Raw genomic sequence first — 23,830 nt, 5'->3', positions numbered from 1 at the left:
TCAGGACGTATCGCAAGGACATTCTTACATTCACAGATGACGCCGCTGCTGGCTTTGGTGGCGGTGCTGCTCGGGATCTTCGCGGTGGTGGTGACGCCGCGCGAAGAGGAGCCGCAGATCAATGTGACCATGGCGAACGTCCTGATTGCCTACCCCGGTGCTTCCGCGCAGGATGTGGCGCGCACCGTTTCGACTCCCGCCGAGCAAGTGCTGTCGCAGATCGCCGGTGTGGATCACGTCTATTCCGTCTCGCAGCCCGGCATGTCGGTGCTGACGGTCCAATTCAAGGTCGGCGAGCAGCATGTCCCCTCGCTGGTCAAACTCTATGATGTCATCCTGTCCCATGCCGACTGGCTGCCGCCCACGCTGGGCGTGGCCCAGCCCATCATCAAGGCCAAGGGCATCGACGACGTGCCGGTGCTGGCACTCACCCTGTGGCGCGACCAGGAGGTCGGCGGCGGGCTGGAGCTGACCCAGGTCGCCCACGCCATCGAGACCGAGCTCAAGCGCATCAAGGGCACCCGCGAAGTCACCACGCTGGGCGCGACCCCGCATGTGGTGCGCGTCCAGCTCAACCCCGAAGCGCTGAATGCGCACCAGCTGACCGTGCAGGAAGTGCGCGGCGCCTTGCAGGCCGCCAATGTGTCGCAGGATGCCGGGTCGCTGGTCGAGGGTAACCGCGAAGTGCTGGTGCAGACCGGCAACTTCCTCGGCAATGCCAACGAGGTCGGTCAACTGGTGATCGGCGTGTCCGACAGCAAGCCTATCTACCTGCGCGATGTGGCCGACATTCAGGACGGTGCCGACCAGCCTTCCAGCTATGTCTGGCTGGGGGCGGGCGCGGCGGCTGGCGACAAGGGCATCGCCGCCCATGGTGAGTTCACCGCCGTGACCGTGGCGGTGACCAAGAAGCCGGGCGAGAACGCCGTGGACATCGCCAATGCGCTGTTGCAGCGCGTGGAGCAGCTCAAGGGCAGCGTGATCCCGTCCGACGTGCAGGTGACCACCACCCGCAACTACGGCGAGACCGCCAACGACAAGGCGATGAAGCTGATCAAGAAGCTGATGTTCGCGACGGCAGCGGTGGTGGCGCTGGTCTGGTTCGCGCTGGGGCGGCGCGAGGCCGTCATCGTCGGCATCGCCGTGCTGCTGACGCTGGCGGTCACGCTGTTCGCTTCGTGGGCCTACGGCTTCACGCTCAACCGCGTGTCGCTGTTCGCGCTGATCTTCTCCATCGGCATCCTGGTCGACGATGCCATCGTGGTGGTGGAAAACATCCACCGTCGCCGCGAACTGGCGCAGCACCAGCCCTTGTCCGAGATTATTCCCGAGGCTGTGGACGAGGTCGGCAGCCCGACCATCCTGGCCACCTTTACCGTGATCGCGGCGCTGCTGCCGATGGCCTTCGTGTCCGGCTTGATGGGCCCGTACATGAGCCCGATCCCGATCAATGCCAGCATGGGCATGCTGATCTCGCTGGTGATCGCCTTCGTCATCACGCCCTGGCTGGCGCACAAGCTGGCGGGGCCGCATCACGCCACAGTGCGGGACGAGGCGGATACGCCGTTGGTGCGCTTCTTCCGCAACCGCTTGTCGCCGTTCCTCAACGGTGAGCACGGCAAGGCCGCACGGCGCAAGCTGTGGCTGGGCATCCTGGGCGGACTGGCGCTGGCGGTGTCGCTGGCCGTAGTCAAGCTGGTGGTGCTGAAGATGCTGCCGTTCGACAACAAGTCGGAATTTCAGGTTGTAGTGGACATGCCCAGCGGCACAGCGCTGGAACAGACTTCCGGCGTGATGCACGAGATCGGCGCGTATCTGGCCGGAGTGCCGGAAGTGACCGACTTCGAGGCTTACGCCGGCACGGCTTCGCCGATCAACTTCAACGGGCTGGTGCGCCAGTATTATCTGCGCGAGGCTTCCGAGCAGGGCGACATCCAGGTCAACCTGCAGGACAAGCATCACCGCAGCCGCAGCAGCCACGAGATCGCCAGTGCGGTGCGCGTACCGATCGAGGCCATCGCCAAGAAGTGGAACGCCAAGGTCAAGGTCGTGGAAGTGCCGCCGGGACCGCCGGTGATGTCGCCCATCGTGGCCGAGATCTACGGGCCGGACTACGAAGGTGCGCGCAAGGTGGCGGGCAAGGTGCATGAGCAGTTCGGCAAGACGGCGGACATCGTCGGCATCGACGACAGCGTGACGGAAGCCGCACCCAAGCTGGTGCTGCACGTGCTGCAAAGCAAGGCTGCACTGCTGGGCGTGGCCCCGCGCGACATCGCCGATGTGGTGCAAGTGGCGCTGGCCGGGCAGGATGTGACCGCCTTGCACGAAACTTCGTCCAAGTACGCACCGCCCTTGCGTCTGGGCTTGCCGTCCGAGCGCCGTAGCCGCATCGACGATGTGCTCAAGCTCAAGGTGCGCGCCCGCGACGGCGTGCTGGTGCCGCTGTCCGAGGTGGTGCAGGTTGAGCAGGTGCAGCGCGACTATCCTATCCATCACAAGGATCTGTTGCCGGTGGTGTATGTCGTCGGCGACATGGCGGGCAAGCTGGACAGCCCGCTGTACGGCATGTTCGGCATCAACGGCAAGGTCGCCGACATGCCGCTGGAACAGGGCGGCACGCTCGCGCCTTACTTCTTCAAGCAGCCGGTCGATCCCTACGCCAGCTACGCGCTGAAGTGGGACGGCGAATGGCAGGTCACCTTCGAGACCTTCCGCGACATGGGCATCGCCTACGGCGTCGGCCTGATCCTGATCTACCTGCTAGTGGTGGCGCAGTTCAAGAGCTACGTCGTGCCGCTGGTCATCATGGCACCCATTCCGCTGACCATCATCGGCGTGATGCCGGGACATGCCCTGTTTGGCTCGCAGTTCACCGCCACCTCGATGATAGGCATGATCGCTCTGGCGGGGATCATCGTGCGCAACTCCATCCTGCTGGTGGACTTCATCAACCTGCAGCTGCGTGACGGAGTGGATTTGCAACATGCGGTCATCAACTCGGCGGCGGCGCGTTCCAAGCCCATCATCCTGACCGGCCTGGCCGCCATGCTGGGTGCGCTGTTCATCCTTGATGACCCGATCTTCAACGGCCTCGCGCTGGCCCTGATCTTCGGCATTTTGGTCTCCACCGTGCTCACGCTGGTGGTCATCCCGGTGCTGTATTACGCCACCTTGTACAAAAAGTTTCAGTAAAATACACCCTTAGGAGAGTTTCATGAGTGCAGAACGTATCGTCCGCATCGTTGCGGGTTTCTTTGTCATGTTGTCGTTGGCGCTGGGCGTGGAAGCCAGCCCGCTGTTCGTCAGCCCGTATTTTCTGGGCTTCACTGCCTTCGTTGGTCTGAACCTGTTCCAGAGCGGCTTCACCCAGATCTGCCCGCTGACCAGCATCCTTGCCAAGTTCGGCATCAAGAGCGGTAGTTGCCAAGCCTGAACGTCCCTTCCCGCATTCCGGCCCACCTCAGCCTGACCTTGGTCGGGTTGATGTGGGTCTTGCCTTTTCTGTATCCCAGTCACGCCTATCCCCTGACCACCTTCTATCAAGAATGGGTCGCGGTGGCGTTGGGATTGGCGGCGGTGCTGGGTTTGCTGACTCTGGGCGGCTGGCGCGAGTTCAGCGTGCCCGCAGTCATGGCCTTGCCGCTCGGCCTGCTGCTGGTGTTGCTGGTGCAACTGGCTCAGGGCAAGTTGAGCTATGTCGGCCAGGCGCAGCTGCTGGCCGAATACCTGTTGTGGATGGCGCTGCTGCTGCTGCTGGGCTTGCGCTTGCGGCAGCAGCTCGGGCTGGCCGGTCTGGTCACGGCGCTGGCGGGATTCTGCCTGCTCGGTGCCGAGCTGAACGCGCTGGCAGGCATCCTGCAGCACTATCACTGGCATACCCCGCTTGACCGTTTCGTGACCAACAAGGTGGCCGTGGCGGTCTATGGCAATCTGGCGCAGCCCAACCACTACGCCGACCAGATGGCACTCGGCCTGGTTTCGCTCGGCCTGCTGGCCGCGACGCGCAAGTTGCCGGGTCGGCTCGCCCCAGTGGCGGCAGCGCCGTTACTGTTCGTGATGGTGCTGAGCGGTTCGCGCACCAGTTGGTTCTACTTCGTCGCGCTGCTGTTGCTGGCCTTCCCGGGCAGGCGTGCCACTACGGAGTCGCGCTGGCTGTGGCGATATTCCCTGGCCGTGCTGGCCGGTTTTGCCGTGATGCACGGCGTGGTCAAGCTGCCGTGGTTGGCGACGGACGGGCTGACCTCGTTCGCGCGGTTGTATCAGGAGTCCGGGGGCAACAGCATCCGGCTGTACCTGTGGCGCGAAGCTTTGCAGATCTGGGCCGACTACCCCCTGTTTGGCGCGGGTTTCGGGCAGTTCGCCTGGCAGCATTTCGTCCGGCTGCCCGGTCTGGCCAATCCGGCCATCAGCGGCCTGTACAACAATGCCCACAACCTGCCGTTGCAGCTGGCCGCAGAGACCGGGCTGGCCGGTCTGCTGGTCGTGGTCGGCGCGCTGTTCACCTGGTGGCGACGGACGCGCAGCTTGCCCGCATCGCCATGGAAGTGGTGGGGCTATGCCGTGTGCGTCGTGCTTGGCTTGCACAGTCTGCTGGAATATCCGCTGTGGTACGCCTATTTCCTCGGCATCGCCGCTCTGGTGCTGGGCGCGCTGGAGCCGGAGGGGCGGCGCTTGCTGTTGCCGCGTCTGGGCTGGGGTGTGGCGGCAGCGCTGACGCTATGCGGCGTGTTCGCTGCCGCCCAGCTGCTGTCCAGCTATCGCCAGATGGAAGCCGCGACGACGGCATCGCGCCTTGCATCGGCAGACGATACGGCCCGCACTCAGCACGTCGTGACCGAGTTGCAGACATTGGCGCGACAGCCGGAACTGAGCGCCTATGCCGAGCTGTACCTGAATCCCATGTATCGGGTGGACGAACAGCACCTGAACTTCAAGCATCCGCTCAATCGGCGGGTGTTGCGCGCCTTCCCCGTCGGCCAGACGGCGTATCGGGAAGTGGAGTTCCTCGCCATCGCGGGACGCACGCAGGAAGCCGAAGTGCTGCTGGAGCAGGCTATCTGGTCCTATCCCGGCGAGTTCGCGGCGGCGCGTGAACAGCTGGAAGCGCTGGCGCGGAAAGACCCCGCGCGCTATGCCGCTCTGTTAAAATTCGCGCTGCAAAAATTCGAGGAGCATCAACGTGCAGTTTCTGCTGGATAATTTCATCATGTTGTCGGTGGTCGTGTTCAGCGGTGTCATGCTGATCTGGTCGTTCATCGGCAACAAGATCCGTGGCATCACCGAGATCGACACCACCGCTGCGTTGCAGCTCATCAACCACAAGGGCGCACTGGTGCTGGATGTGCGCGAGCAAAGCGAGTTCGATGCCGGACATATTCTGAAAGCCAAGTTGATCCCGGTAGGCAAGCTGCGCGGGCGGCTGAACGAGCTGGAGAACCATCGCGACAAGCCTATGGTGGTGGTGTGTCGCAGCGGGCAGCGTTCGGCAGCGGCCTGTGCTTTGCTGGTCAAGGAAGGATTCTCCCAAGTGCACAATCTGGGCGGCGGCGTGACTGCCTGGCAGAAGGCCAAGTTGCCACTGGAGCGATGATGGCGCCTGTCGTCATGTATTGCACGGCGGTCTGTCCCTATTGCGTGATGGCGGAGCGGCTGTTGCATGCCAAGGGCGTGACCGGCATCGAGAAAGTGCGCGTGGATCTGCAACCCGAGCTGCGCATCGCCATGATGGAAAAGACGGGTCGCCGTACCGTGCCCCAGATCTGGATCGGCGACACCCATGTCGGCGGCTATGACGACCTGGCCGCGCTTGAACACGCCGGCAAACTGAACCAATTATTGAACCCCTGAAATCGAAGGAATGAGCATGACTGAAGCTACCAATCAAGAGCAAGCCCCGCTGTTCAGCATCGAGAAACTGTACGTCAAGGACCTGTCGCTGGAAGTCCCCCACGCGCCCGCCATCTATCTGGAGCGCGTCAACCCGCAGATCGACCTGCAACTGCACAGCCAGGCCAAGCAACTGGAAGAGGGCGCGTTCGAAGTGACGATCACCGTCACCGTCACTGCCAGCATCCCCGAACAGGAGAACAAGGTGATGTTCCTGATCGAGGCGACCCAGGGCGGCGTGTTCCAGATCCGCAACGTGCCCGCCGAGAACATCGACCCGCTGCTGGCCGTGATGTGCCCGAACATGCTCTACCCCTACCTGCGCGAAGTCGTCTCGGACGCTTCCGTTCGTGCCGGTTTCGCCCCGGTGCTGCTCAACCCGGTGAACTTCGAATCGCTGTACCTGCAGCAAAAGGAACAGCAAGCGCAGCAGGAAGCCGCCTCCGCCACCACCCACTGATGAGAACCATCGCCTACCTTGCCTGCTTCGCCGGACTGACGTTCGCGGCGGGCCAGGTGTCGGCGCTGGAATACCGTTCAGTGGGCGCGCATCCCGCCATCTGCTACGACCTGCCGCAGGCGACCTCAAAGAAGCTCGCCATCGCCAGTCGCGGCATGCCGCTGGAGATCGTCATCGACAACGCCGACTGGGTCAAAGTGCGCGACAGCGCAGGCAAGATGTCCTGGATGGAAAGCAAGGCGCTCGACAAGCGGCGCACCCTGATGGTGACCGTGCCGACCGCCGACGTGCACCTTTCCGCCGATGTCGCATCCTCCGTACTGTTCAAAGTGGCACAGAACGTACTGCTGGAGCTCAAGCAGAACACCGAGACCGGCTGGCTGGAAGTGCGCCACCCGGACGGCATCTCCGGCTACATAAGATCCAACGAAGTCTGGGGCGAATAGTGAACATCAGCGTACTCGGCGCGGGAGCCTGGGGCACGGCCATGGCGATCAGCCTGTCTGCCCATCATCAAGTCACCCTGTGGGGGCGCAATGAGGCGCAGCTGGCCGAGATGGCGGCGACCCGCATCAATCAGCACTACCTGCCTGACGTGACCCTGCCCGAGGCCCTGCGGCTCAGCGCCGATCTCGATACTGCCCTCGCGGCTGCCGAGCTGTTGATCGTCGCCGTGCCGGTGTCCGCCCTGCGCGCCACCCTGCAACGTATCGCCCAGCGCTCCGCACCCACCGGCGTGCTGTGGCTGTGCAAAGGTTTCGAGGCTCAGACCTCGCTACTGCCGCATCAGGTCGTTGCCCAGGTCCTGCCCGCCACGTTCTCGCGCGGAGTCCTGTCCGGCCCCAGCTTCGCCCTCGAAGTGGCACGCGGCCTGCCCACCGCGCTCACCCTCGGCTCCGGCGATACCGAATTCGCACGCCATACTGCCAACGCCCTGCACCACGCCCGTTTGCGCGTCTACACCTGCCACGACGTGATCGGCGTGGAAGTCGGCGGCGCAGTGAAGAACGTCCTCGCCATCGCCGCCGGCATCGCCGACGGCCTGGGCTTCGGCTGCAACGCCCGCGCTGCCCTGATCACCCGAGGATTGGCGGAGATCTCCCGCTTGGGGCTGAAGTTGGGCGGCAAAGGCGAGACGCTGGGCGGATTGTCTGGTGCAGGCGACCTCATCCTCACCTGTACCGGCAACCTCTCGCGCAACCGCCAGGTCGGCCTGCTGCTGGCGCAAGGCATGACCCTGCCCCACATCCTCGAACAGCTCGGCCACGTCGCCGAAGGCGTTTACACCGTGCGTGAAGTCCACCGCCTCGCCGTCCAGCTCGATGTCGACATGCCCATCTGCCAGACCGTCTACAGCATCCTCTACGAAAACATCCCCGCCGCCACCGCCGTCGAAGCCCTGCTCAGCCGCGCACCGAACTCCGAGTTCCAGTAGTTTTCTTACACAGACCTTGCGTGAGCGAGAGGCGGTAGTGGCTGATATTGGGATCGCCTAGCCCCTGCATTCATGCAGGGTGGGCCGGTTTCTAGCGGGTGTTGCGTTTTTCCGGGAATTGCAGGGCGAAGGTACTGCCTTGGCCTTCTTCGCTGGTGATGACGAGTTTGGCCTGGTGGCGGTTGGCGATGTGTTTGACGATGGCGAGGCCCAGGCCGGTGCCGCCGGTCTCGCGGGAGCGGCTGCGGTCTACGCGGTAGAAGCGTTCGGTGAGGCGCGGGATGTGTTGTGGGGCGATGCCGATGCCGCTGTCTTGCACGCTGAACACGGGTTGGCCGTCGACGGTCTGCCAGCGCAGGGTGACTGCGCCGCCCGCCGGGGTGTAGCGGATGGCGTTGCTGCACAGGTTGCCAAAGGCGCTGTGCAGTTCGGCGAGGTTGCCCAGCAGCTTGTCCTGCGTTTCCAGATCAAGTCTGAGTGTGTGCTGGCCGTTGCTCAGGCGCAGCCCTTCCTGCATCACCTGCTCCAGCAGTTGCGGCACGTCCACGGGCTCTTCGTGCAGTGCGCTGTTGTCGCTCTCCAGGCGTGACAGGGTGAGCAGGTCGTCCACCAGCCGGGTCATGCGCTCGGTCTGTTCGCCCATCAGTTGCAGGCCGCGCTTGGCCATGTCGCAGTCGCGGTCTTCCATGTCGAGCAGCGTCTCGACGAAGCCGTTGACCACGGTGAGCGGGGTGCGCAGTTCGTGCGAGACGTTGGCGACGAAGTCGCGGCGCATGGTGTCGATGCGCTCCAGATGAGTCACGTCGCGGCTGATGAGCAGTTTCTTGTCGCCGCCGTAGGCGATGACCTTGATCGACAGTACCAGGTCGTCCTGACGCACGCCGCGCAGCAACAAGGGTTCGGCAAATTGTGCCATGGCCAGGTACTGGACGAATTCGGGCTGGCGGGCGAGGTAGGTGATCTGCTGGCCGATGTCGTGGCGGGTGTCCAGGCCAAAGTGCTTCTCGGCCAGCGGGTTACACCATTCGATGCGGTCGGCACCGTCCAGGATGACCACGCCTTCGGGCAGGGCCGAGGTGGCCTGTTCCATGTAGTGCAAGGCCTGGGAGAGCTGGTCCTGCTTTTTGCGCAGGCGCTTGATGAGCTGGTTGAGGGTGGCGAACAGGTCTTCCCATACGCCATGACCTTCGGGAATCTCGCGCTCCTTGGGGCTGGCCAGCCAGAACTCGAAGGCAGCCATCTGGCGCAAGTGCAGTACGTACAGCACCAGCAGGGCCAGCGCGAACAGCAGCAGGGCGGCCACGGCACCGAACACCGCCCACAGCAGCAGTGCCAGTATCAATAAGCCCGCGATGGGCAGCGTCACCCTTTGCCAAAAGTCTGTCACGTCATCCTCCCGTTGTGGGCGCTGATTATACGGGCTGGGTTCGCTGTGCGGTCAACTCTCGGAGAAACGATAGCCGCTGCCGCGCACGGTCTGCACCAGACGGTCGCAGCCGGAGGCTTCCAGCGCCTGACGCAAGCGGCGGATGTGGACATCGACGGTGCGTTCTTCGACGAACACGTGGTCGCCCCACACCTGGTCGAGCAACTGGGCGCGGCTGTACACCCGCTCCTGATGGGTCATGAAGAAATGGAGCAGGCGGAACTCGGTCGGGCCGAGTTCGATGGGCGAGCCGTGGGCGCTCACCCGATGCGAGGTCGGCGATAGTTCCAGTCCGGCCACTTGCACCAGATCGTCGCTCATCTGCGGCGTGCGACGGCGCAACACGGCACGGATGCGCGCCATCAGCTCGCGCGGCGAGAAGGGTTTGGTCATGTAATCGTCCGCACCGGATTCCAGGCCGAGGACCTTGTCGCGCTCGTCGCCGCGTGCAGTCAGCATGATGATGGGCACGTTGCGGGTGCGCGCATCGGCGCGCAAGCGGCGAGCGATCTCGATGCCCGAGGTGCCGGGCAGCATCCAGTCGAGCAGGATCAGGTCGGGCAAGGCGCGGTTGATGTGCGTCATCGCTTCCTCGGCATCCAGTGCCCGGAGGGCGCGGAAGCCGCATTGCGTCACGTTGAATGCCAGCAGCTCAAGGATGGCGGGTTCGTCTTCGATCAACAGGATGTTGGCGGTCATTACTTTCTCCATGGGGATACTCCGCTGCAGATGGTATGAAAGTAATGTGACAGGAACATGACAGGATCAACGAGGGTGGTGATCTGCCGGGTGATGGTGCACCGGCTCGGCGACGTGGTCGGTCAGGCTGGCGGCGTGGTGATGCAGGAAAGCGTGGGTGGGCTCTTCCGGCAGATGGCCGCCGAGTCGTTGCGGTAGCAGCGAGCCGACGATCATGCCCGTGATGCTCATCAGCAGGCCGACCAACTGGGGCGGCCAGACGGCGCAGAACGTCTCGATGGCTGGTACGTGGGCGTTGCTGAAGAGCTCCAGCAGAATCCAGGAGCTTAGCCCCGCCGTGATCGCCAGCAGTGCGCCCTGATTGGTGGAGCGCTTCCAGTACAGTCCGAACAGCAGCGGGGTGAAGGCCGCCACCAGCGTCACCTTATAGGCGTTCTCCACCATCTTGAAGATGCTGGCGTTGGTGTTCAGTGCGAACAGCACGACCACGGCACCGAAGCACAGTACGGTGATGCGCATCGCGCGCAGGAACTGGTGGTCGGTCATCTGTTTGAACATGAAATGTTTGAGGATGTTCTCGGTGAACGCCACCGAGGGGGCGAGCAAGGTGGCCGAGGAGCAGCTCATGATGGCTGACAGCAACGCACCGAAGAAGATCACTTGGGCGAACACTGGCGTGTAGTTGAGGATCAGCGTCGGCAGCACCAGTTGCGAGTCTTTTTCTAGCAGGTCGGCGAACACCGCTGGGTCGATCAGCGTGGCGGAGTAGGCCAGGAACATAGGCACGAAGGCGAACAGGAAATACAGCGAGCCGCCCAGCACCGAGCCGCGCACGGCGATCTGCTCGGTCTTGGCCGAGGTGATGCGCTGGAACACGTCCTGCTGCGGGATGGAGCCCAGCATCATGGTCAGCCAGGCACCGATGAACGGTATCCATTGCGTGTAGTCGCCGCGCGGGAAGAAATCCAGCTTGCCCGCCGCCTGCGCGTGCGCGACGACCGCGCCCACGCCGCCGGTCTGGGCGCTGACGAACCAGGCGATGAACAGCATGCCGCCCATGATGACGGTCATCTGCACGAAATCCAGCAGCGCCACCGACCACATGCCGCCGAACATGGTGTAGGTCAGCACGATGGCCGCACCGATCAGCATGCCTGCCGGCTGGCTGATGCTCTCTCCCGATACTACATTGAACACCAATCCCAGTGCCTTGACCTGAGCCGACACCCAGCCCAGGTACGACAGCACGATACACAGAGTGATGACCAGCTCCACGGCGTGGCTGTAGCGCACCCGGTAATAGTCGCCGATGGTGAGCAGGTTCATGCGGTACAGCTTGTTGGCGAAGAACAGCCCGGCCAGGATCAGGCACAGCGAGGCGCCGAAAGGATCGGCCACTACGCCGTGCAGGCCTTCCTTGACGAAAGTGGCGGAGATGCCGAGCACAGTCTCCGCACCGAACCAGGTGGCGAACACCGTGGCGGTGACGATGTGCAGCGGCAGATGGCGGCCCGCCACGGCGAAATCCTTGGCGCTGTGCACCTTGCTCGACGCGTACACGCCGATGCCGATGGAGGCCAGTAAGTAGAGGACGACGAACCAGAGCAGCATGGGATCAGAGGGGCTGAAACGATGTCCGGCATTGTAAAGCAAGTGCCTGTGGCAGCGGCATGAAATGCCTTGTGTATCCTGTCTTGCCGAATTAAGATGGTCGCCGTTTTGACTCTAACTCGGGAAGATATGATGAAGCGTTCGATCTTATTGGGTCTGTTGGCATGGGCGATGGGCGGCCAGGCCATGGCTGCCGACATCCATGGTGCGGGCTCCTCGTTTGCGGCCCCGCTCTACGAGGCGTGGATATTCGGTTCCCACAACACCGAGCGTATCGACTACCAGGCAGCGGGCTCTGGCGAGGGGATCAAGCAGGCGACGGCAAAGTCGGTGGACTTCGGTGCGTCGGACGCGCCGCTGACGGCTGCCGAACTGGAGAGCAAGGGGCTGGTGCAGTTCCCTTCGGCGGCGGCGGCCCTGGTCCCCGTGGTCAACCTTCCCGGAATCTATGCCGGCCAGCTCAAGCTTACCGGCGAAGTGCTGGCAGGTATCTATGGCGGCAAGATCACCAAGTGGAGCGATGCGCGCATCGCCGATCTCAACCCGCTGCTGAACCTTCCTTCCAAGTCCATCATCGTGGTGCACCGGGAAGATGAGTCCGGCTCGACCTATGTGTTCACCAACTACCTCAGCAAGGTCAGTGCCGACTGGAAGAGCGGTGTCGGTCAAGGTTTGACCGTCAAGTGGCCGACCGGTGTGGCAGTCAAGGGCGGCAAGGGGATGGTGGAGGCGGTAAAGAGTAAGGATGGGGCGATCGGGTATGCGGAATACTCCACGTCAGTCACCAACCACTTGGTCTATGCCTCGCTCAAGAACGCTGAGGGGGCCTTCGTGAAGCCGCTGCCGGAGAACGTCGAGGCAGCTTTGGTCAGCGCGCAGTGGAACGGTACAGCCGGGTTCGGCGAAGCCTCGGCGACCAATTCGCCGGGCCCCAAAAGCTGGCCGCTCACCGCACCGACCTTCGTGCTGGTGCCCAAGGTGGTCAAGAGTCTGGCCAACACGCAGCAGGTGTTGCGCATGATGAACTGGGGCTATCGCTACGGCCACGTGACCGGCGGCGGCTTGGGCTTCGTGTCTGTTCCCAAGAGCGTGGTCGAGCAAGTGCGTGCCAACTGGCAGGTGCTGCGTGACGGGCAGGGGGTGCCGGTCTACGGCAAGTGAGTGCGCAGGCTCGCAGATACAAAAAAAGACCGCCATACGGCGGTCTTTTTTTTCACGGCAGGAACGCTGGATTACAGTTCGCCAGCGTGCGAAGCCAGATACTTGGCCACGCCTTCGGGTGTAGCGTCCATGCCTGCCTTGCCCTTGGCCCAACCGGCTGGGCAGACCTCGCCGTGCTCTTCGGTGAATTGCAGGGCATCGACCATGCGCAGCATCTCGTCGATGTTGCGGCCCAGGGGCAGGTTGTTCACCACTTGGTGTTGCACCACGCCAGCGCGGTCGATCAGGAAGGAGCCACGGAAGGCTACGCCACCGTCAGCTTCCACGTCGTAGGCCTTGCAGATCTCGTGCTTGATGTCGGCCACCAGCGTGTAGCCTACCTGACCGATGCCGCCCTTCTCGACCGGAGTGTTCTTCCAGGCCAGATGAGAGAACTGCGAGTCGATGGATACGCCCAGCACTTCCACGTTGCGTGCCTTGAATTCGTTCAGGCGGTGGTTGAAGGCGATCAGTTCGGACGGGCACACGAAGGTGAAGTCCAGTGGGTAGAAGAACACCACGGCGTACTTGCCCTTGGTGACTTCGGAAAAGGTGATGTCGGTGATCTCATTGTTGCCCAGTACCGCAGTTGCGGTGAAGTCGGGCGCTGTCTTTCCTACGAGTACGGCCATTTGAATCTCCTTAAAAGTCCGGGTTGAAAGGTTGAGGGAAATGCTAGGGTATGCAATTTAGCTACGAGTGGCGGCGCTGTCAATCCGCTGCGTGAGATTTTATCGCAGAAGGTCGTGCAGAGTATCGCAGACCGTGGGGTGGCGCAGCTTCAGTCTCAGTTCCTGTTTCAGGCGGCGGTTGCTCAGTCGGCGTGATTCCTGCATGAAAGAAAGCAGCATGGGCGACAGGGCGTGCTCGGCTTCGGCGCGCGTGATGCGCCGGGGGCGAGGCAGCCCGCAGGCATCCGCCACGGCATCGAAGTACGCGCCCATGAGCATCTGGCTGTCGTCGCTGGCGTGGTAGGTGCGGCTGGGTGCGCCGTAACGCAGTGTGGCGATGATCGCCCGCGCCAGGTCGTCGGCATGGATGTGGTTGGTGTAGCTGTCTTCGGCCTCGGTGATGGCTGGTGTGCCAGCGCGCAGGCGCTCGATGGGCAGTCGGTCGGCGGCGTAGATGCCGGGCACCCGCACCAGATTGACCTGCACGCCGGTACGGGTCGCCCAGTCGCGCACCAGACGTTCGGCGGCTACGCGGCGTTGGGCGCGTGCTGATTGCGGCATGGTGGGACGAGTCTCATCGACCCACGCCCCATGGCAATCGCCATACACTCCGCTGGTGCTGATGTAGATGAGGCGGCGCGGCAGGGTGCCGCGCGACAGGGCGGCCAGCAGAGCTTGGGTGCGGGCATCGCCTTCGCCTTGCGCGGCGGGTGGGGCGAGGTGCAGTACGATGTCGGCCAGCCCGGCTAGGCGACGCAGGCTGGCCGGGTGGTCGAGGTCGGCGCGGATGGGAGTGACGCCCATCGCGCGCCATCTGGCGTTGCGAGCGGGGTCGCGCAGCAAGCCATACATACGGTAGCGCGCGCGCAGCAAGGGTACGATGCGGCTCGCGACATCGCCGCAGCCTATGATCAGGATCCGTTCCATGCGCTGATTATGCGGTAAAATCGCCGCCTTTGCGCCTCCGAGTGTATGTCATGAAATTCAATGTCCTGATCCAGCCCAGTGGTCATAGCTTCCCCGTCGAAGCCGATGAGACCATCCTTGATGCAGCCAATCGGCATGGTTTCAACCTGCCCTATGGTTGCCGTAATGGTGCTTGTGGCGTGTGCAAGGGGAGGGTGCTGGAAGGCACCGTCGAGCATGGTCAGCACGTGGCCGGGGCGCTGACGGCGGCGGAACGGGCGGCGGGCCAGGCGTTGTTCTGTTGCGCCAAGGCGACCTCCGATCTGGTGATCGAAAGCAAGGAGATCGGTGCGGTCAGCCAAATCTCGGTGCGCATGTTACCCAGCCGGGTCGAGCGTATGGAGAAGCTGGCACCGGACGTGATGGCGCTATGGCTGAAGCTGCCGGCCAACGAGCAACTGCAATTCTTCGCCGGACAATACATCGACATCCTCACCAAGGAAGGCAAGCCGCGCAGCTTTTCGCTGGCGAACGCGCCGCACGAAGGCGAGCTGCTGGAATTGCACATCCGCAACATCGCCGGCGGCAGCTTCACCCAGTTCGTGTTCGAGGAGTTGCGTGTGCGCGACATCCTGCGTTTCAAGGGGCCGCTGGGCACCTTTTTCCTGCGCGAGGACAGTGACAAACCCATCATCTTTGTCGCCAGTGGCACCGGTTTCGCGCCGATCAAGGCCATCATCGAACATGCCTTGTACATCGGCATTCAACGTCCCATGCACTTCTACTGGGGCGCGCGCGTGCTGTCCGACCTCTACATGCTGGAACGCGCCCGGGAATGGGAGACGCGTGGCATCAAGTTCACGCCGGTATTGTCTGATGCACTGCCGGAAGATGGTTGGACGGGGCGTACCGGCTTCGTTCACCAAGCGGTGATGGAAGACTATGCCGATCTGTCCGGTCATCAAGTCTATGCGTGTGGTGCGCCGGTGGTAGTGGAAGCAGCTCACCGTGACTACACCACGCAGCGCCGTCTGCCGGAAGACGAGTTTTTCTCTGATGCGTTCACCTTCGCGCCCAAGTCCTGAGGCTCAATTCAGTTAGAATGCACCCTACTTCCACCGGCCTGCCGACATGCCCTCCAATCTGACCGATACACCGCCCATTGTCCTGACCTTCGCTGCGACAGATCCTACTAGCGGGGCGGGACTACAAGCGGACATTCTGACCATCGCCAGCATGGGGTGTCACCCGCTGTCGGTGGTCACGGCGGTGACGGTGCAGGACAGCAGCGGCGTGGACGATGTGATGCCGATCGACGACGAGTGGGTGTCGGATCAGGCGCGCGCGATCCTGGAAGACATGCCGGTGGCGGCGTTCAAGATCGGCCTGCTCGGTAGCGTCGAGAACATCGCCGTCATCGCCGAGATCATCTCGGACTATCCCGACATCCCGCTGGTGCTCGATCCGGTACTGGCTTCCGGGCGCGGCGACGAGTTGGCCAACGAAGACATGATCGATGCGATGCGCGAGCTGTTGCTGCCGCAGACCACCATCCTTACCCCGAACAGTCTGGAAGCGCGCCGTTTGGCGTTGGAAGAGGATAACGACGAGGATGTGAGCCTGGCCGAATGCGCCAAGCGCATCATCCAGCTCGGTTGCGAATATGTGCTGGTGACCGGCACGCACGAGAACATGCCCAAGGTCATCAACACCTTGTACGGCGAACGCGGTCGGGTGCGCAGCGACAACTGGGCGCGTCTGCCCGGTACCTATCACGGCTCCGGCTGCACTTTGGCTTCGGCCATCGCTGCCCTGCTGGCCAATGGCCTGAGCATGGAAGAGGCGGTCAAGGAGGCGCAGGAATACACCTGGCAGGCGCTGCACTACGGTTTCCGCGCCGGCATGGGGCAATACATTCCGGACCGTTTGTTCTGGGCGCGCGATGACGAGGATGGGCAGGAAGATACGCGCCATTGACGGCAGGATTCAGAATTGACTTTCACGTTTGCTTCCTCGCCCGCAATTGGGAGAGGATTGAGGTGAAGGGCATGATTCGGAGAGCAGATTGAGTTCACGGCTGATAATCGGCGGCCTCTACGCCATCACTCCGGACACGCTGGACAGCGCCGACCTGTTGCATCGGGCGCGACAGGTGCTGGCGGGTGGCGCGCAGGTGCTGCAATACCGAAACAAGCTCGCCGATGCGGCTGTGCGGCGTGAGCAAGCACTGGCATTGCGCGGATTGACGCGCGAGTTCGGGGTGCTGTTCATCGTCAACGACGACGCGCGACTGGCGGCGGAGGTGGAGGCCGACGGCGTACATCTGGGTGCGACGGATGGCGCAATCGCGGCAGCGCGGGCACAACTGGGCTCGGGCAAGCTGATCGGCGCATCTTGCTATGATCGCGCCGCGCTGGCGCAGCAGGCGGTGGCCGAGGGGGCGGACTATGTCGCCTTTGGTGCGTTCTTCCCTTCCGGAGTCAAGCCGGACGCAGTGCGGGCGACACCGGAGTTGTTGCACGCAGACTACGGCGTGCCGGTGGTTGCCATCGGTGGCATTACCGTAGCAAACGGCGGACAACTGATCGCGGCGGGCGCGGATGCGCTGGCGGTGATCTCGGCGGTGTTCGCGGCAGACGACGTACAGCAGGCAGCGCAAGACTTTTCAAAACTTTTCAGCAAGGCAAAGCAATGACTTCTCACAATCAGGAACTGTTCGACGAATCGCAAAAGATCATCCCCGGCGGGGTCAATTCGCCGGTGCGCGCCTTCCGCTCGGTGGGCGGCACGCCGCTGTTCTTCAAGCGCGGCCAGGGCGCTTACGTGTGGGACGCGGACGACAAGCGCTACATCGATTACGTGAATTCCTGGGGCCCGATGATCGTCGGCCACTGCCACCCGGAAGTGGTCAAGGCGGTGCAAGCGGCGGCGGCTGAAGGTCTGGGTTTCGGCGCGCCGACCGCCGCCGAACTGGAGATCGCCGAAGAGCTGTGCAAGATTCTGCCCGCGCTGGAAATGGTGCGCCTGGTCAGCTCCGGCACCGAGGCGACGATGACGGCGATCCGTCTGGCGCGCGGTTTCACTGGCCGCAGCCGCATCATCAAGTTCGAAGGTTGCTACCACGGCCATTCCGACGGCCTTCTGGTGAAAGCCGGTTCCGGCGCGCTGACTTTCGGCCAGCCGAGCTCTTCCGGCGTACCCGCCGAGATCGCCGGGTTGACCACGGTGCTGGATTACAACGATGCCGCCGGTCTGGAAAAGGCCTTCGCCGAGTTCGGCCATGAGATCGCCTGCGTGATCGTCGAGCCGGTCGCGGGCAATATGAACCTGATCCTGCCCAAGCGCGAGTTCCTCGATGCGATGCGCAATCTGTGCACCAAGCACGGCGCAGTGCTGATCCTAGACGAAGTGATGTCCGGCTTCCGTGTCGGCCTGCAAGGCGCGCACGGCCACTTCAACGTCAAGCCTGATCTGATCACGCTGGGCAAGGTGATGGGCGGCGGTCTGCCCGCTGCGGCCTTCGGCGGTCGTCGCGACATCATGCAGTGCCTGGCCCCGCTGGGCGCGGTGTATCAGGCTGGCACGCTCTCCGGCAACCCGGTGGCAGTCGCAGCGGGCCTGACCACGTTGAAGCTGGTGCAAGCGCCCGGCTTCTACGAACGCCTGACGCAACTCGCCAAGCAGATGACTGAAGGCCTGAGCGCCGTGGCCGCCAAGCATGGCATCCCGTTCAGCGCGCAATCCATCGGCAGCATGTTCGGCATTTATTTCTGCCCGACGCCGCCGACTTCCTACGCCGAAGTGATGGCCAGCGACAAGGCCGCGTTCAATCGCTTCTTCCACGCCATGCTGGCAGAGGGCGTGTACCTCGCGCCGTCTGCGTTCGAAGCTGGTTTCGTCTCGGCAGCGCATACCGAGGCCGACATCGCCGCGACCATCGCTGCCGCCGACAAGATTTTCGCCAACTGGTAATGGCACTCTTCCGGCAAGCCAAGTTCTTCACCACGGTCAACCACCTGCGCGACCTGCCGCTGCACGGCGGCAAAGAGGTCGCGTTCGTGGGGCGTTCCAACGCGGGCAAGTCCAGCGCCATCAACACCCTGGCCGACCACACCCGGCTGGCCTACGTCAGTAAGACACCGGGGCGCACCCAGCACATCAACTTCTTCGAGTTGGGCAACAACCGCTTTCTGGTCGACTTGCCCGGCTACGGCTACGCCAAAGTGCCGCCGGACATTCAGGCGCATTGGGAGCAACTGCTGGGCCGCTACCTGCAGACTCGCGAGTATCTGTGCGGCTTGGTGGTGATCATGGACTCACGCCACCCGCTGACCCCGCGCGACCTCGGCATGCTGGACTGGTTCGCCCCCACCGGCAAGCCGGTGCACGTGCTGCTCACCAAATCGGACAAACTCAGCCGCCAGGAAAGCACGCTGACCTTGCGCCGTGTAAAATCCGAGCTGGCTGCACACTACCCGAACTGCACGGTGCAACTGTTCTCCAGCCTGAAGAAACAGGGCGTGGACGAGGCGGACGCGGTGATCGGGGAGTGGTTGGGGGTGGGCGCAGTCACCGGGGCGTAAAGCGCTTCGGTGTGGGCACGGACAAAAAAATGCCCCTGCAGCCAAAAGGGGGAGGCGCAGGGGCAAAACGTCTTAACAGGGGGTTAAGACACCCGCTCAGGGAGGAGAAACGGGAGATGACTCGCATCATCTGGGCAATCAGATAAGCTCTCCCTTAATTAGTTCCCAAGAATATCGATTTTTCGAAAATATTTTTCAGGACCCATCATGCAAACACTCGGAAAGTACCCGAACAAACGTATGCGCCGTATGCGCCGCGATGCCTTTTCCCGCGACCTGATGCGCGAAAGCCAGCTGAGCGCCGCCGATCTGATCTACCCGGTGTTCGTGTTGGAGGGCGAGAATCGGGTCGAGGATGTCAAATCCATGCCGGGGGTGCAGCGCAAGTCGCTCGATCTGCTGCTCAAGGATGCCGCCGAGTGTGTACGTTTGGGGGTGCCGGTAATGGCGCTGTTCCCGGTGGTGGATGCCGGTCTGAAATCCGATGATGCGCGTGAAGCCTACAACCCGCGCGGACTGGTGCCGCGTGTGGTGGCCACTCTGAAGAACCAGTTTCCCGAGCTCGGCATCATGACCGACATCGCGCTCGATCCCTATACCAGCCACGGTCAGGACGGCTTGATCGACGACAGCGGCTATGTGCTCAACGATGAGACCATCGCCGTGCTGACCCGACAGGCGCAATGCCATGCCGCCGCCGGAGCCGACATCGTCGCCCCGTCCGACATGATGGATGGTCGCATTGGTGCGGTGCGTACGGCGCTGGATGCCGAAGGTCACATTCACACCCGCATCATGGCCTATTCCGCCAAGTACGCCTCCAGCTTCTACGGCCCGTTCCGCGACGCGGTGGGTTCGGCGGGCAATCTGGGCAAGGGCAACAAATACACCTATCAGATGGACCCGGCCAACTCGGACGAAGCGCTGTGGGAAGTCGGCCTGGATTTGCAGGAAGGTGCCGACATGGTGATGGTCAAGCCCGGCATGCCTTATCTGGACATCGTTCGCCGCGTGAAGGACGAGTTCAAGGCACCGACCTTCGTCTACCAGGTGAGCGGTGAATACGCCATGCTGAAAGCCGCCGCGCAGAACGGCTGGCTGAACGAGCAGGCCTGTGTGCTGGAATCCCTGCTGGCGTTCAAGCGCGCCGGGGCGGATGGCATCCTGACCTACTTTGCGCTGGATGCGGCGCGCTGGTTGAAGGGCGAGTGATGTTGCTCACCTTCACCAAGATGCACGGTGCGGGCAACGACTTCGTCGTCCTTGACGGCATACGTCAGGACTTGGCCTTGTCACCGGAGCAGATACGCTTGCTGGCTGACCGCCATTTCGGTGTCGGCTGCGACCAGATCCTGCTGGTGGAGCAGGCCCAGCATCCCGAGGCGGATTTCCGTTATCGCATCTTCAACGCCGATGGCGGCGAGGTCGAGCAATGCGGCAACGGTGCGCGCTGCTTCGTGCGTTTCGTGCACGACAAGAAGCTGACCCACAAGCGCGAGATCGTGGTGGAGACCAAGAGCGGGCTGATCTCGCCGCGCCTGGAGGATGACGGTCGTGTCACGGTGAACATGGGCGCGCCGATCTTTGCGCCGGAGCGCATCCCTTTCGTCAGCGACAGCGAAGCGGTGGTGCAAACCTTGGAGGTGGCGGGTTCCACGGTCGAGATCACCGCCGTGTCTATGGGCAATCCGCACGCCGTGCAGGTGGTGGCTGATGCCCACGCCGCGCCCGTGGCGGAGCAAGGCCCGCTCATCGAGAGTCACCCGCGCTTCCCGCGCAGGGTGAACGCTGGCTTCATGCAAGTGGTCGATCGCGGCCATATCCGCTTGCGCGTGTATGAGCGCGGCGCGGGCGAGACGCTGGCCTGCGGCACCGGCGCGTGCGCCGCCGTGGTGGCCGGGATACGGCGCGGGCTGCTGGACGAGCAGGTGAACGTCGCCACCCACGGTGGCGTACTCACCATCCGCTGGGCGGGCGAGGGCCAGCCGGTGTGGATGACCGGCCCGGCGCTGACGGTATTTGAAGGTGAGATCAACCTATGAGGACTGAACATGCAAGCTGAAGACATCGCACAATATCTGCGTGACCACCCCGAATTCTTCGAGGCCTATGCCGGGATGCTGGCCGAAGTGAACATCCCGCATCCGCACGGTGGCCGCACCATCTCGCTGTCCGAGCGCCAGATGCTGACGCTGCGCGAGAAGAACCGGCTGCTGGAGAAGAAGCTGCACGAATTCATCGAGATCGCCAAGGAGAACGACGCGCTGCAGAACAAGCTGCACAACTTCATCCTCGCGCTGCTCGCCGGACACAATCTGATGAGCTTGCAGGAGGCGGTCACGGCCAGCCTGCGTGACATCTTCGCCATCCCCCACGCTGCGCTGCACGTGTGGAAAGGCTTGCCGCCCAGCGCCGAAGTCCTCGCCTTCGCGGACGGGCTGGCGCAGCCGGTGTGTACCCACGAAGCCGTGCACGAGACCGCGTCCTGGTTCGGCGAGACGGGGCCTGAGCTGCGCTCGTTCGCCTACATCCCATTGCGTGATGGCGAGCATTCCATCGGCTTACTGATCCTGGCCAGCGAAGATGCCAAGCGCTTCTACCCCGAGATGGGCACGGTGTTCCTGCAACGCATCGCCGAGGCGGTGAGCGCCGCCCTGCGTTCTCACCACTGAGATGGCGGAGGCTGCGCCGAACGAGGCGTTGCTGGCGGGCTATCTGGCCTGGCTGCGCAGCGAGCGGCGCTATTCCGAACACACCGCCAGCAACTACGCGCGCGACCTGCGCGCCTTGTTTCGCTTGGCTGATGCTCAGCCGCTGGCCGACCTCAAGCCCCAGCACATCCGCCGCTACATCGCGCAGTTGCACGGCGAAGGCATGAGCGGTAAGTCGCTGGCGCGCAGGCTGTCGGCCTGGCGCGGCTTCTTCAACTACTTGCTGCGCGACCACCGCTATTCCGACAATCCCTGCATCGGCCTGCGCCCGCCCAAGACCGGCAAGACCCTGCCGCAGGCGCTGTCGCCGGACGAGGCGGTGCGCCTGGTCGATCTGCCCGCCGAGACTGCGCCGGACCTGCGCGACAAGGCGATGTTCGAGCTGTTCTATTCCTCCGGTCTGCGTCTGGCCGAGCTGGTCGGGCTGAACCACGAAGCGGTGCGCGCTGATCTGGCCGAGGGCGAGGTGCGCGTCACCGGCAAGGGCAGCAAGACCCGCATCGTGCCAGTGGGCGGCCCGGCGCAACAGGCATTGCGCGCCTGGCTGGAAGTGTGGCCGCAACTGGCGAACGCCGGTGAAGCGGCGCTGTTCGTGGGCGCGCGCGGCGGGCGCATCAGCCCGCGCGTGGTGCAGCTGCGCATGCGCGAATGGGGCATCAAGCAAGGCATCAGCCACGGCGTTCATCCGCACATGCTGCGCCACTCCTTCGCCAGCCATGTGCTGCAATCCTCCGGCGACCTGCGCGCGGTGCAAGAGATGCTCGGCCATGCCAGCATCTCCAGCACGCAGGTCTATACCCACCTGGATTTCCAATACCTGAGCAAGATCTACGACGGCGCTCACCCGCGCGCCAAGAGAAAACCATGAGTTCGACCCGACATCCCAAATCTCCTTCATCTCAGCGTTACGGTGGCCGCAATCAGCGGGGCGGCAAGCCGCGCGACTCTCGCTCAGCCCAGACTCAGCCGTCCCTTCCCCGCGTGCGTGAGCGGGTGGCCGACAGGCCGGAGGGCGTGCCAGCGCTGATCCTCAAGGAAGGGCGCGAAAGGTCGCTGCAGCGCCGCCATCCGTGGATATTCTCCGGAGCGGTCGAGCACGTCGAGGGAGCGCCAGCTTCCGGCGACACCGTGGCGGTGTGCGATGCGGCGGGCGGTTTACTCGCCTGGGCGGCCTACAACCCGCAGTCGCAAATGGTGGCGCGGGTGTGGTCGTTCGAGGCGAGCGAGACCATAGCTGCCAATTTCTTCCGCCGTCGCATCGAGCGTGCGCTGGCCACGCGACGCGACCTCGGCTTTCTCCCCTCTCCCGCAAGCGGGAGAGGGGCTGGGGGAGAGGGGGAGCAAAACACCGGCTGCCGCCTGATCCACGGCGAATCCGACGGTTTGCCCGGCCTGATCGTGGATCGCTACGGCGAGGTGGTGGTGATGCAGCTCGGCAGTGCGGGCACCGAGCGCTGGCGTGAGGCCATTGCCGACGCGCTGTGGGATCTGTGTCAGCCCGTTTGCCTGTACGAACGCTCGGATTCCGATGGTCGCGAACTGGAAGGCTTGCCCGCTCGCAGCGGCGTGGTGCGCGGGGCGTTGCCGGAAGCGGTGGAGGTGGTGGAGCACGGCCTGCGCTTTGCGGTGGATGTGGCGGATGGGCAAAAGACCGGTTTCTTCCTCGACCAGCGCGACAACCGCCGTCTCACCGGCGAACTGGCCCGCGATCGCGACGTGCTCAACTGCTTCTGCTACACCGGCGGCTTCTCGCTTTACGCCCTGCGCGGCGGGGCCAAGTCGGTGCTGTCCATCGACATCTCCGCCGACGCGGTGGCAGCGGCGGAGCGCAATGTGGCGTTGAATGACCTCGATTCCAGCCAAGCCGAATGGCAATGCGCCGACGTGTTCGCTGCGCTGCGCAAACTGCGTGACCAGAACCGCAAGTTTGATTTGGTGATTCTCGACCCGCCCAAGTTTGCGCCTACAGCTGCCTTCGCTGAGAAAGCCGCGCGCGGCTACAAGGACATCAACCTGCTGGGCTTCAAGCTGCTGCGACCGGGCGGGCTGCTGTTCACCTATTCCTGCTCCGGCGGCATTAGCGAAGACCTGTTTCAGAAGATCATCGCCGGAGCGGCGCTGGACGCGGGCGTGGAGGCGCAGATCGTGCATCGCCTGCACGCCAGTGCCGATCATCCGGTGGTGCTGAGTTTCCCCGAAGGGGCTTACCTCAAGGGGCTGGTGCTGCGCGTGGCGTAATCGC

General features: G+C 63.5%; 24 protein-coding genes. 19 read left to right on the top strand and 5 right to left on the bottom strand.

The genetic code is table 11. The features are described from left to right. Positions 1 to 36 precede the first annotated feature (36 nt). From DM08_RS08330 to DM08_RS08295, 8 genes are read left to right on the top strand one after another with little or no spacing between them, the layout of a single operon-like run. Positions 37 to 3,192 carry an efflux RND transporter permease subunit gene (locus DM08_RS08330; RefSeq protein WP_343282993.1) on the top strand — a complete coding sequence of 1,052 codons (3,156 nt, stop codon included), beginning with the start codon at positions 37 to 39 and terminating at the stop codon, positions 3,190 to 3,192. A 22-nt stretch (positions 3,193 to 3,214) separates the two neighbouring features. Next, entirely contained in the window at positions 3,215 to 3,433 is a 219-nt protein-coding gene (locus tag DM08_RS08325; protein WP_035384203.1) for a YgaP family membrane protein, read from the top strand. Next, positions 3,421 to 5,199: a PglL family O-oligosaccharyltransferase gene (locus tag DM08_RS08320; protein WP_152555812.1), complete on the top strand. Its 1,779-nt coding sequence runs from the start codon at positions 3,421 to 3,423 to the stop codon at positions 5,197 to 5,199. Before DM08_RS08325 ends, DM08_RS08320 begins: the two co-directional genes overlap by 13 nt. Beyond that, complete coding sequence (locus DM08_RS08315) at positions 5,180 to 5,590, top strand: rhodanese-like domain-containing protein (protein WP_035384201.1); 411 nt, start codon at positions 5,180 to 5,182, stop codon at positions 5,588 to 5,590. The genes DM08_RS08320 and DM08_RS08315 overlap by 20 nt, the downstream gene beginning before the upstream one ends. Further along, positions 5,590 to 5,847 carry a glutaredoxin 3 gene (gene grxC, locus DM08_RS08310; protein WP_202593390.1) on the top strand — a complete coding sequence of 86 codons (258 nt, stop codon included), beginning with the start codon at positions 5,590 to 5,592 and terminating at the stop codon, positions 5,845 to 5,847. The genes DM08_RS08315 and grxC overlap by 1 nt, the downstream gene beginning before the upstream one ends. Before the next feature lie 10 nt (positions 5,848 to 5,857). Beyond that, complete coding sequence (gene secB, locus DM08_RS08305; RefSeq protein WP_035384199.1) at positions 5,858 to 6,346, top strand: protein-export chaperone SecB; 489 nt, start codon at positions 5,858 to 5,860, stop codon at positions 6,344 to 6,346. Further along, the gene (locus DM08_RS08300) at positions 6,346 to 6,792 is read left to right on the top strand and encodes an SH3 domain-containing protein (protein WP_035384198.1); all 447 of its coding nucleotides are present in this window, start codon (positions 6,346 to 6,348) and stop codon (positions 6,790 to 6,792) included. The genes secB and DM08_RS08300 overlap by 1 nt, the downstream gene beginning before the upstream one ends. Beyond that, on the top strand, positions 6,792 to 7,781 hold the full coding sequence (locus DM08_RS08295) for an NAD(P)H-dependent glycerol-3-phosphate dehydrogenase (RefSeq protein ID WP_035384197.1): 990 nt from the start codon (positions 6,792 to 6,794) through the stop codon (positions 7,779 to 7,781). The genes DM08_RS08300 and DM08_RS08295 overlap by 1 nt, the downstream gene beginning before the upstream one ends. Positions 7,782 to 7,872: 91 nt before the next feature. Here DM08_RS08295 and phoR read toward each other — a convergent pair whose 3' ends face one another. From phoR to DM08_RS08280, 3 genes are all read right to left on the bottom strand, one after another. Then, a complete protein-coding gene (gene phoR, locus DM08_RS08290; RefSeq protein ID WP_035384196.1) occupies positions 7,873 to 9,168 on the bottom strand; it encodes a phosphate regulon sensor histidine kinase PhoR in 1,296 nt (431 codons plus the stop codon). Between the two features lie 51 nt (positions 9,169 to 9,219). Beyond that, a complete protein-coding gene (phoB, locus tag DM08_RS08285; RefSeq protein ID WP_035384195.1) occupies positions 9,220 to 9,906 on the bottom strand; it encodes a phosphate regulon transcriptional regulator PhoB in 687 nt (228 codons plus the stop codon). Positions 9,907 to 9,972: 66 nt separating this feature from the next. Beyond that, complete coding sequence (locus DM08_RS08280) at positions 9,973 to 11,517, bottom strand: high affinity choline transporter 1 (protein WP_035384244.1); 1,545 nt, start codon at positions 11,515 to 11,517, stop codon at positions 9,973 to 9,975. A 132-nt stretch (positions 11,518 to 11,649) separates the two neighbouring features. On the opposite strand from DM08_RS08280, the gene pstS reads away from it, so the two are divergent. Then, positions 11,650 to 12,678 carry a phosphate ABC transporter substrate-binding protein PstS gene (pstS, locus tag DM08_RS08275; RefSeq protein WP_035384194.1) on the top strand — a complete coding sequence of 343 codons (1,029 nt, stop codon included), beginning with the start codon at positions 11,650 to 11,652 and terminating at the stop codon, positions 12,676 to 12,678. A 71-nt stretch (positions 12,679 to 12,749) separates the two neighbouring features. Here the strand turns inward: pstS and DM08_RS08270 are convergent, their stop codons facing one another. Next, a complete protein-coding gene (locus DM08_RS08270) occupies positions 12,750 to 13,349 on the bottom strand; it encodes a peroxiredoxin (protein ID WP_035384193.1) in 600 nt (199 codons plus the stop codon). A 99-nt stretch (positions 13,350 to 13,448) separates the two neighbouring features. Then, positions 13,449 to 14,315, bottom strand: a complete 867-nt coding sequence (locus DM08_RS08265; RefSeq protein WP_035384192.1) for an SDR family oxidoreductase — start codon at positions 14,313 to 14,315, stop codon at positions 13,449 to 13,451. A gap of 50 nt (positions 14,316 to 14,365) precedes the next feature. On the opposite strand from DM08_RS08265, the gene DM08_RS08260 reads away from it, so the two are divergent. From DM08_RS08260 to DM08_RS08215, 10 genes are all read left to right on the top strand, one after another. After that, a complete protein-coding gene (locus tag DM08_RS08260; RefSeq protein ID WP_035384191.1) occupies positions 14,366 to 15,379 on the top strand; it encodes a CDP-6-deoxy-delta-3,4-glucoseen reductase in 1,014 nt (337 codons plus the stop codon). Between the two features lie 58 nt (positions 15,380 to 15,437). After that, positions 15,438 to 16,271, top strand: a complete 834-nt coding sequence (gene thiD / locus DM08_RS08255; protein ID WP_202593391.1) for a bifunctional hydroxymethylpyrimidine kinase/phosphomethylpyrimidine kinase — start codon at positions 15,438 to 15,440, stop codon at positions 16,269 to 16,271. A gap of 88 nt (positions 16,272 to 16,359) precedes the next feature. Continuing rightward, positions 16,360 to 16,989: a thiamine phosphate synthase gene (gene thiE, locus DM08_RS08250; protein ID WP_237560252.1), complete on the top strand. Its 630-nt coding sequence runs from the start codon at positions 16,360 to 16,362 to the stop codon at positions 16,987 to 16,989. Next, positions 16,986 to 18,266, top strand: coding sequence for a glutamate-1-semialdehyde 2,1-aminomutase (gene hemL, locus DM08_RS08245; RefSeq protein WP_035384189.1), 1,281 nt, complete (start codon positions 16,986 to 16,988; stop codon positions 18,264 to 18,266). Before thiE ends, hemL begins: the two co-directional genes overlap by 4 nt. Then, a complete protein-coding gene (yihA, locus tag DM08_RS08240) occupies positions 18,266 to 18,877 on the top strand; it encodes a ribosome biogenesis GTP-binding protein YihA/YsxC (protein ID WP_035384188.1) in 612 nt (203 codons plus the stop codon). The genes hemL and yihA overlap by 1 nt, the downstream gene beginning before the upstream one ends. Before the next feature lie 207 nt (positions 18,878 to 19,084). After that, entirely contained in the window at positions 19,085 to 20,089 is a 1,005-nt protein-coding gene (hemB, locus tag DM08_RS08235) for a porphobilinogen synthase (RefSeq protein WP_035384187.1), read from the top strand. Next, positions 20,089 to 20,919: a diaminopimelate epimerase gene (gene dapF, locus DM08_RS08230; RefSeq protein ID WP_035384186.1), complete on the top strand. Its 831-nt coding sequence runs from the start codon at positions 20,089 to 20,091 to the stop codon at positions 20,917 to 20,919. The genes hemB and dapF overlap by 1 nt, the downstream gene beginning before the upstream one ends. 9 nt (positions 20,920 to 20,928) lie before the next feature. Continuing rightward, positions 20,929 to 21,549: a DUF484 family protein gene (locus DM08_RS08225; RefSeq protein ID WP_035384185.1), complete on the top strand. Its 621-nt coding sequence runs from the start codon at positions 20,929 to 20,931 to the stop codon at positions 21,547 to 21,549. A gap of 1 nt (position 21,550) precedes the next feature. After that, a complete protein-coding gene (gene xerC / locus DM08_RS08220; RefSeq protein ID WP_035384184.1) occupies positions 21,551 to 22,456 on the top strand; it encodes a tyrosine recombinase XerC in 906 nt (301 codons plus the stop codon). Then, positions 22,453 to 23,826 (top strand): class I SAM-dependent rRNA methyltransferase, encoded by a 1,374-nt coding sequence (locus tag DM08_RS08215; protein WP_081908837.1) that lies wholly within the window; start codon positions 22,453 to 22,455, stop codon positions 23,824 to 23,826. Before xerC ends, DM08_RS08215 begins: the two co-directional genes overlap by 4 nt. Positions 23,827 to 23,830 lie beyond the last annotated feature (4 nt).

Origin of the sequence: Ferriphaselus sp. R-1 (assembly GCF_000746095.1) — a bacterium.
Lineage (GTDB): Bacteria > Pseudomonadota > Gammaproteobacteria > Burkholderiales > Gallionellaceae > Ferriphaselus.
Note: the sequence above shows the minus strand (reverse complement) of the source record. Positions and strands in the feature narration are given on the sequence as shown.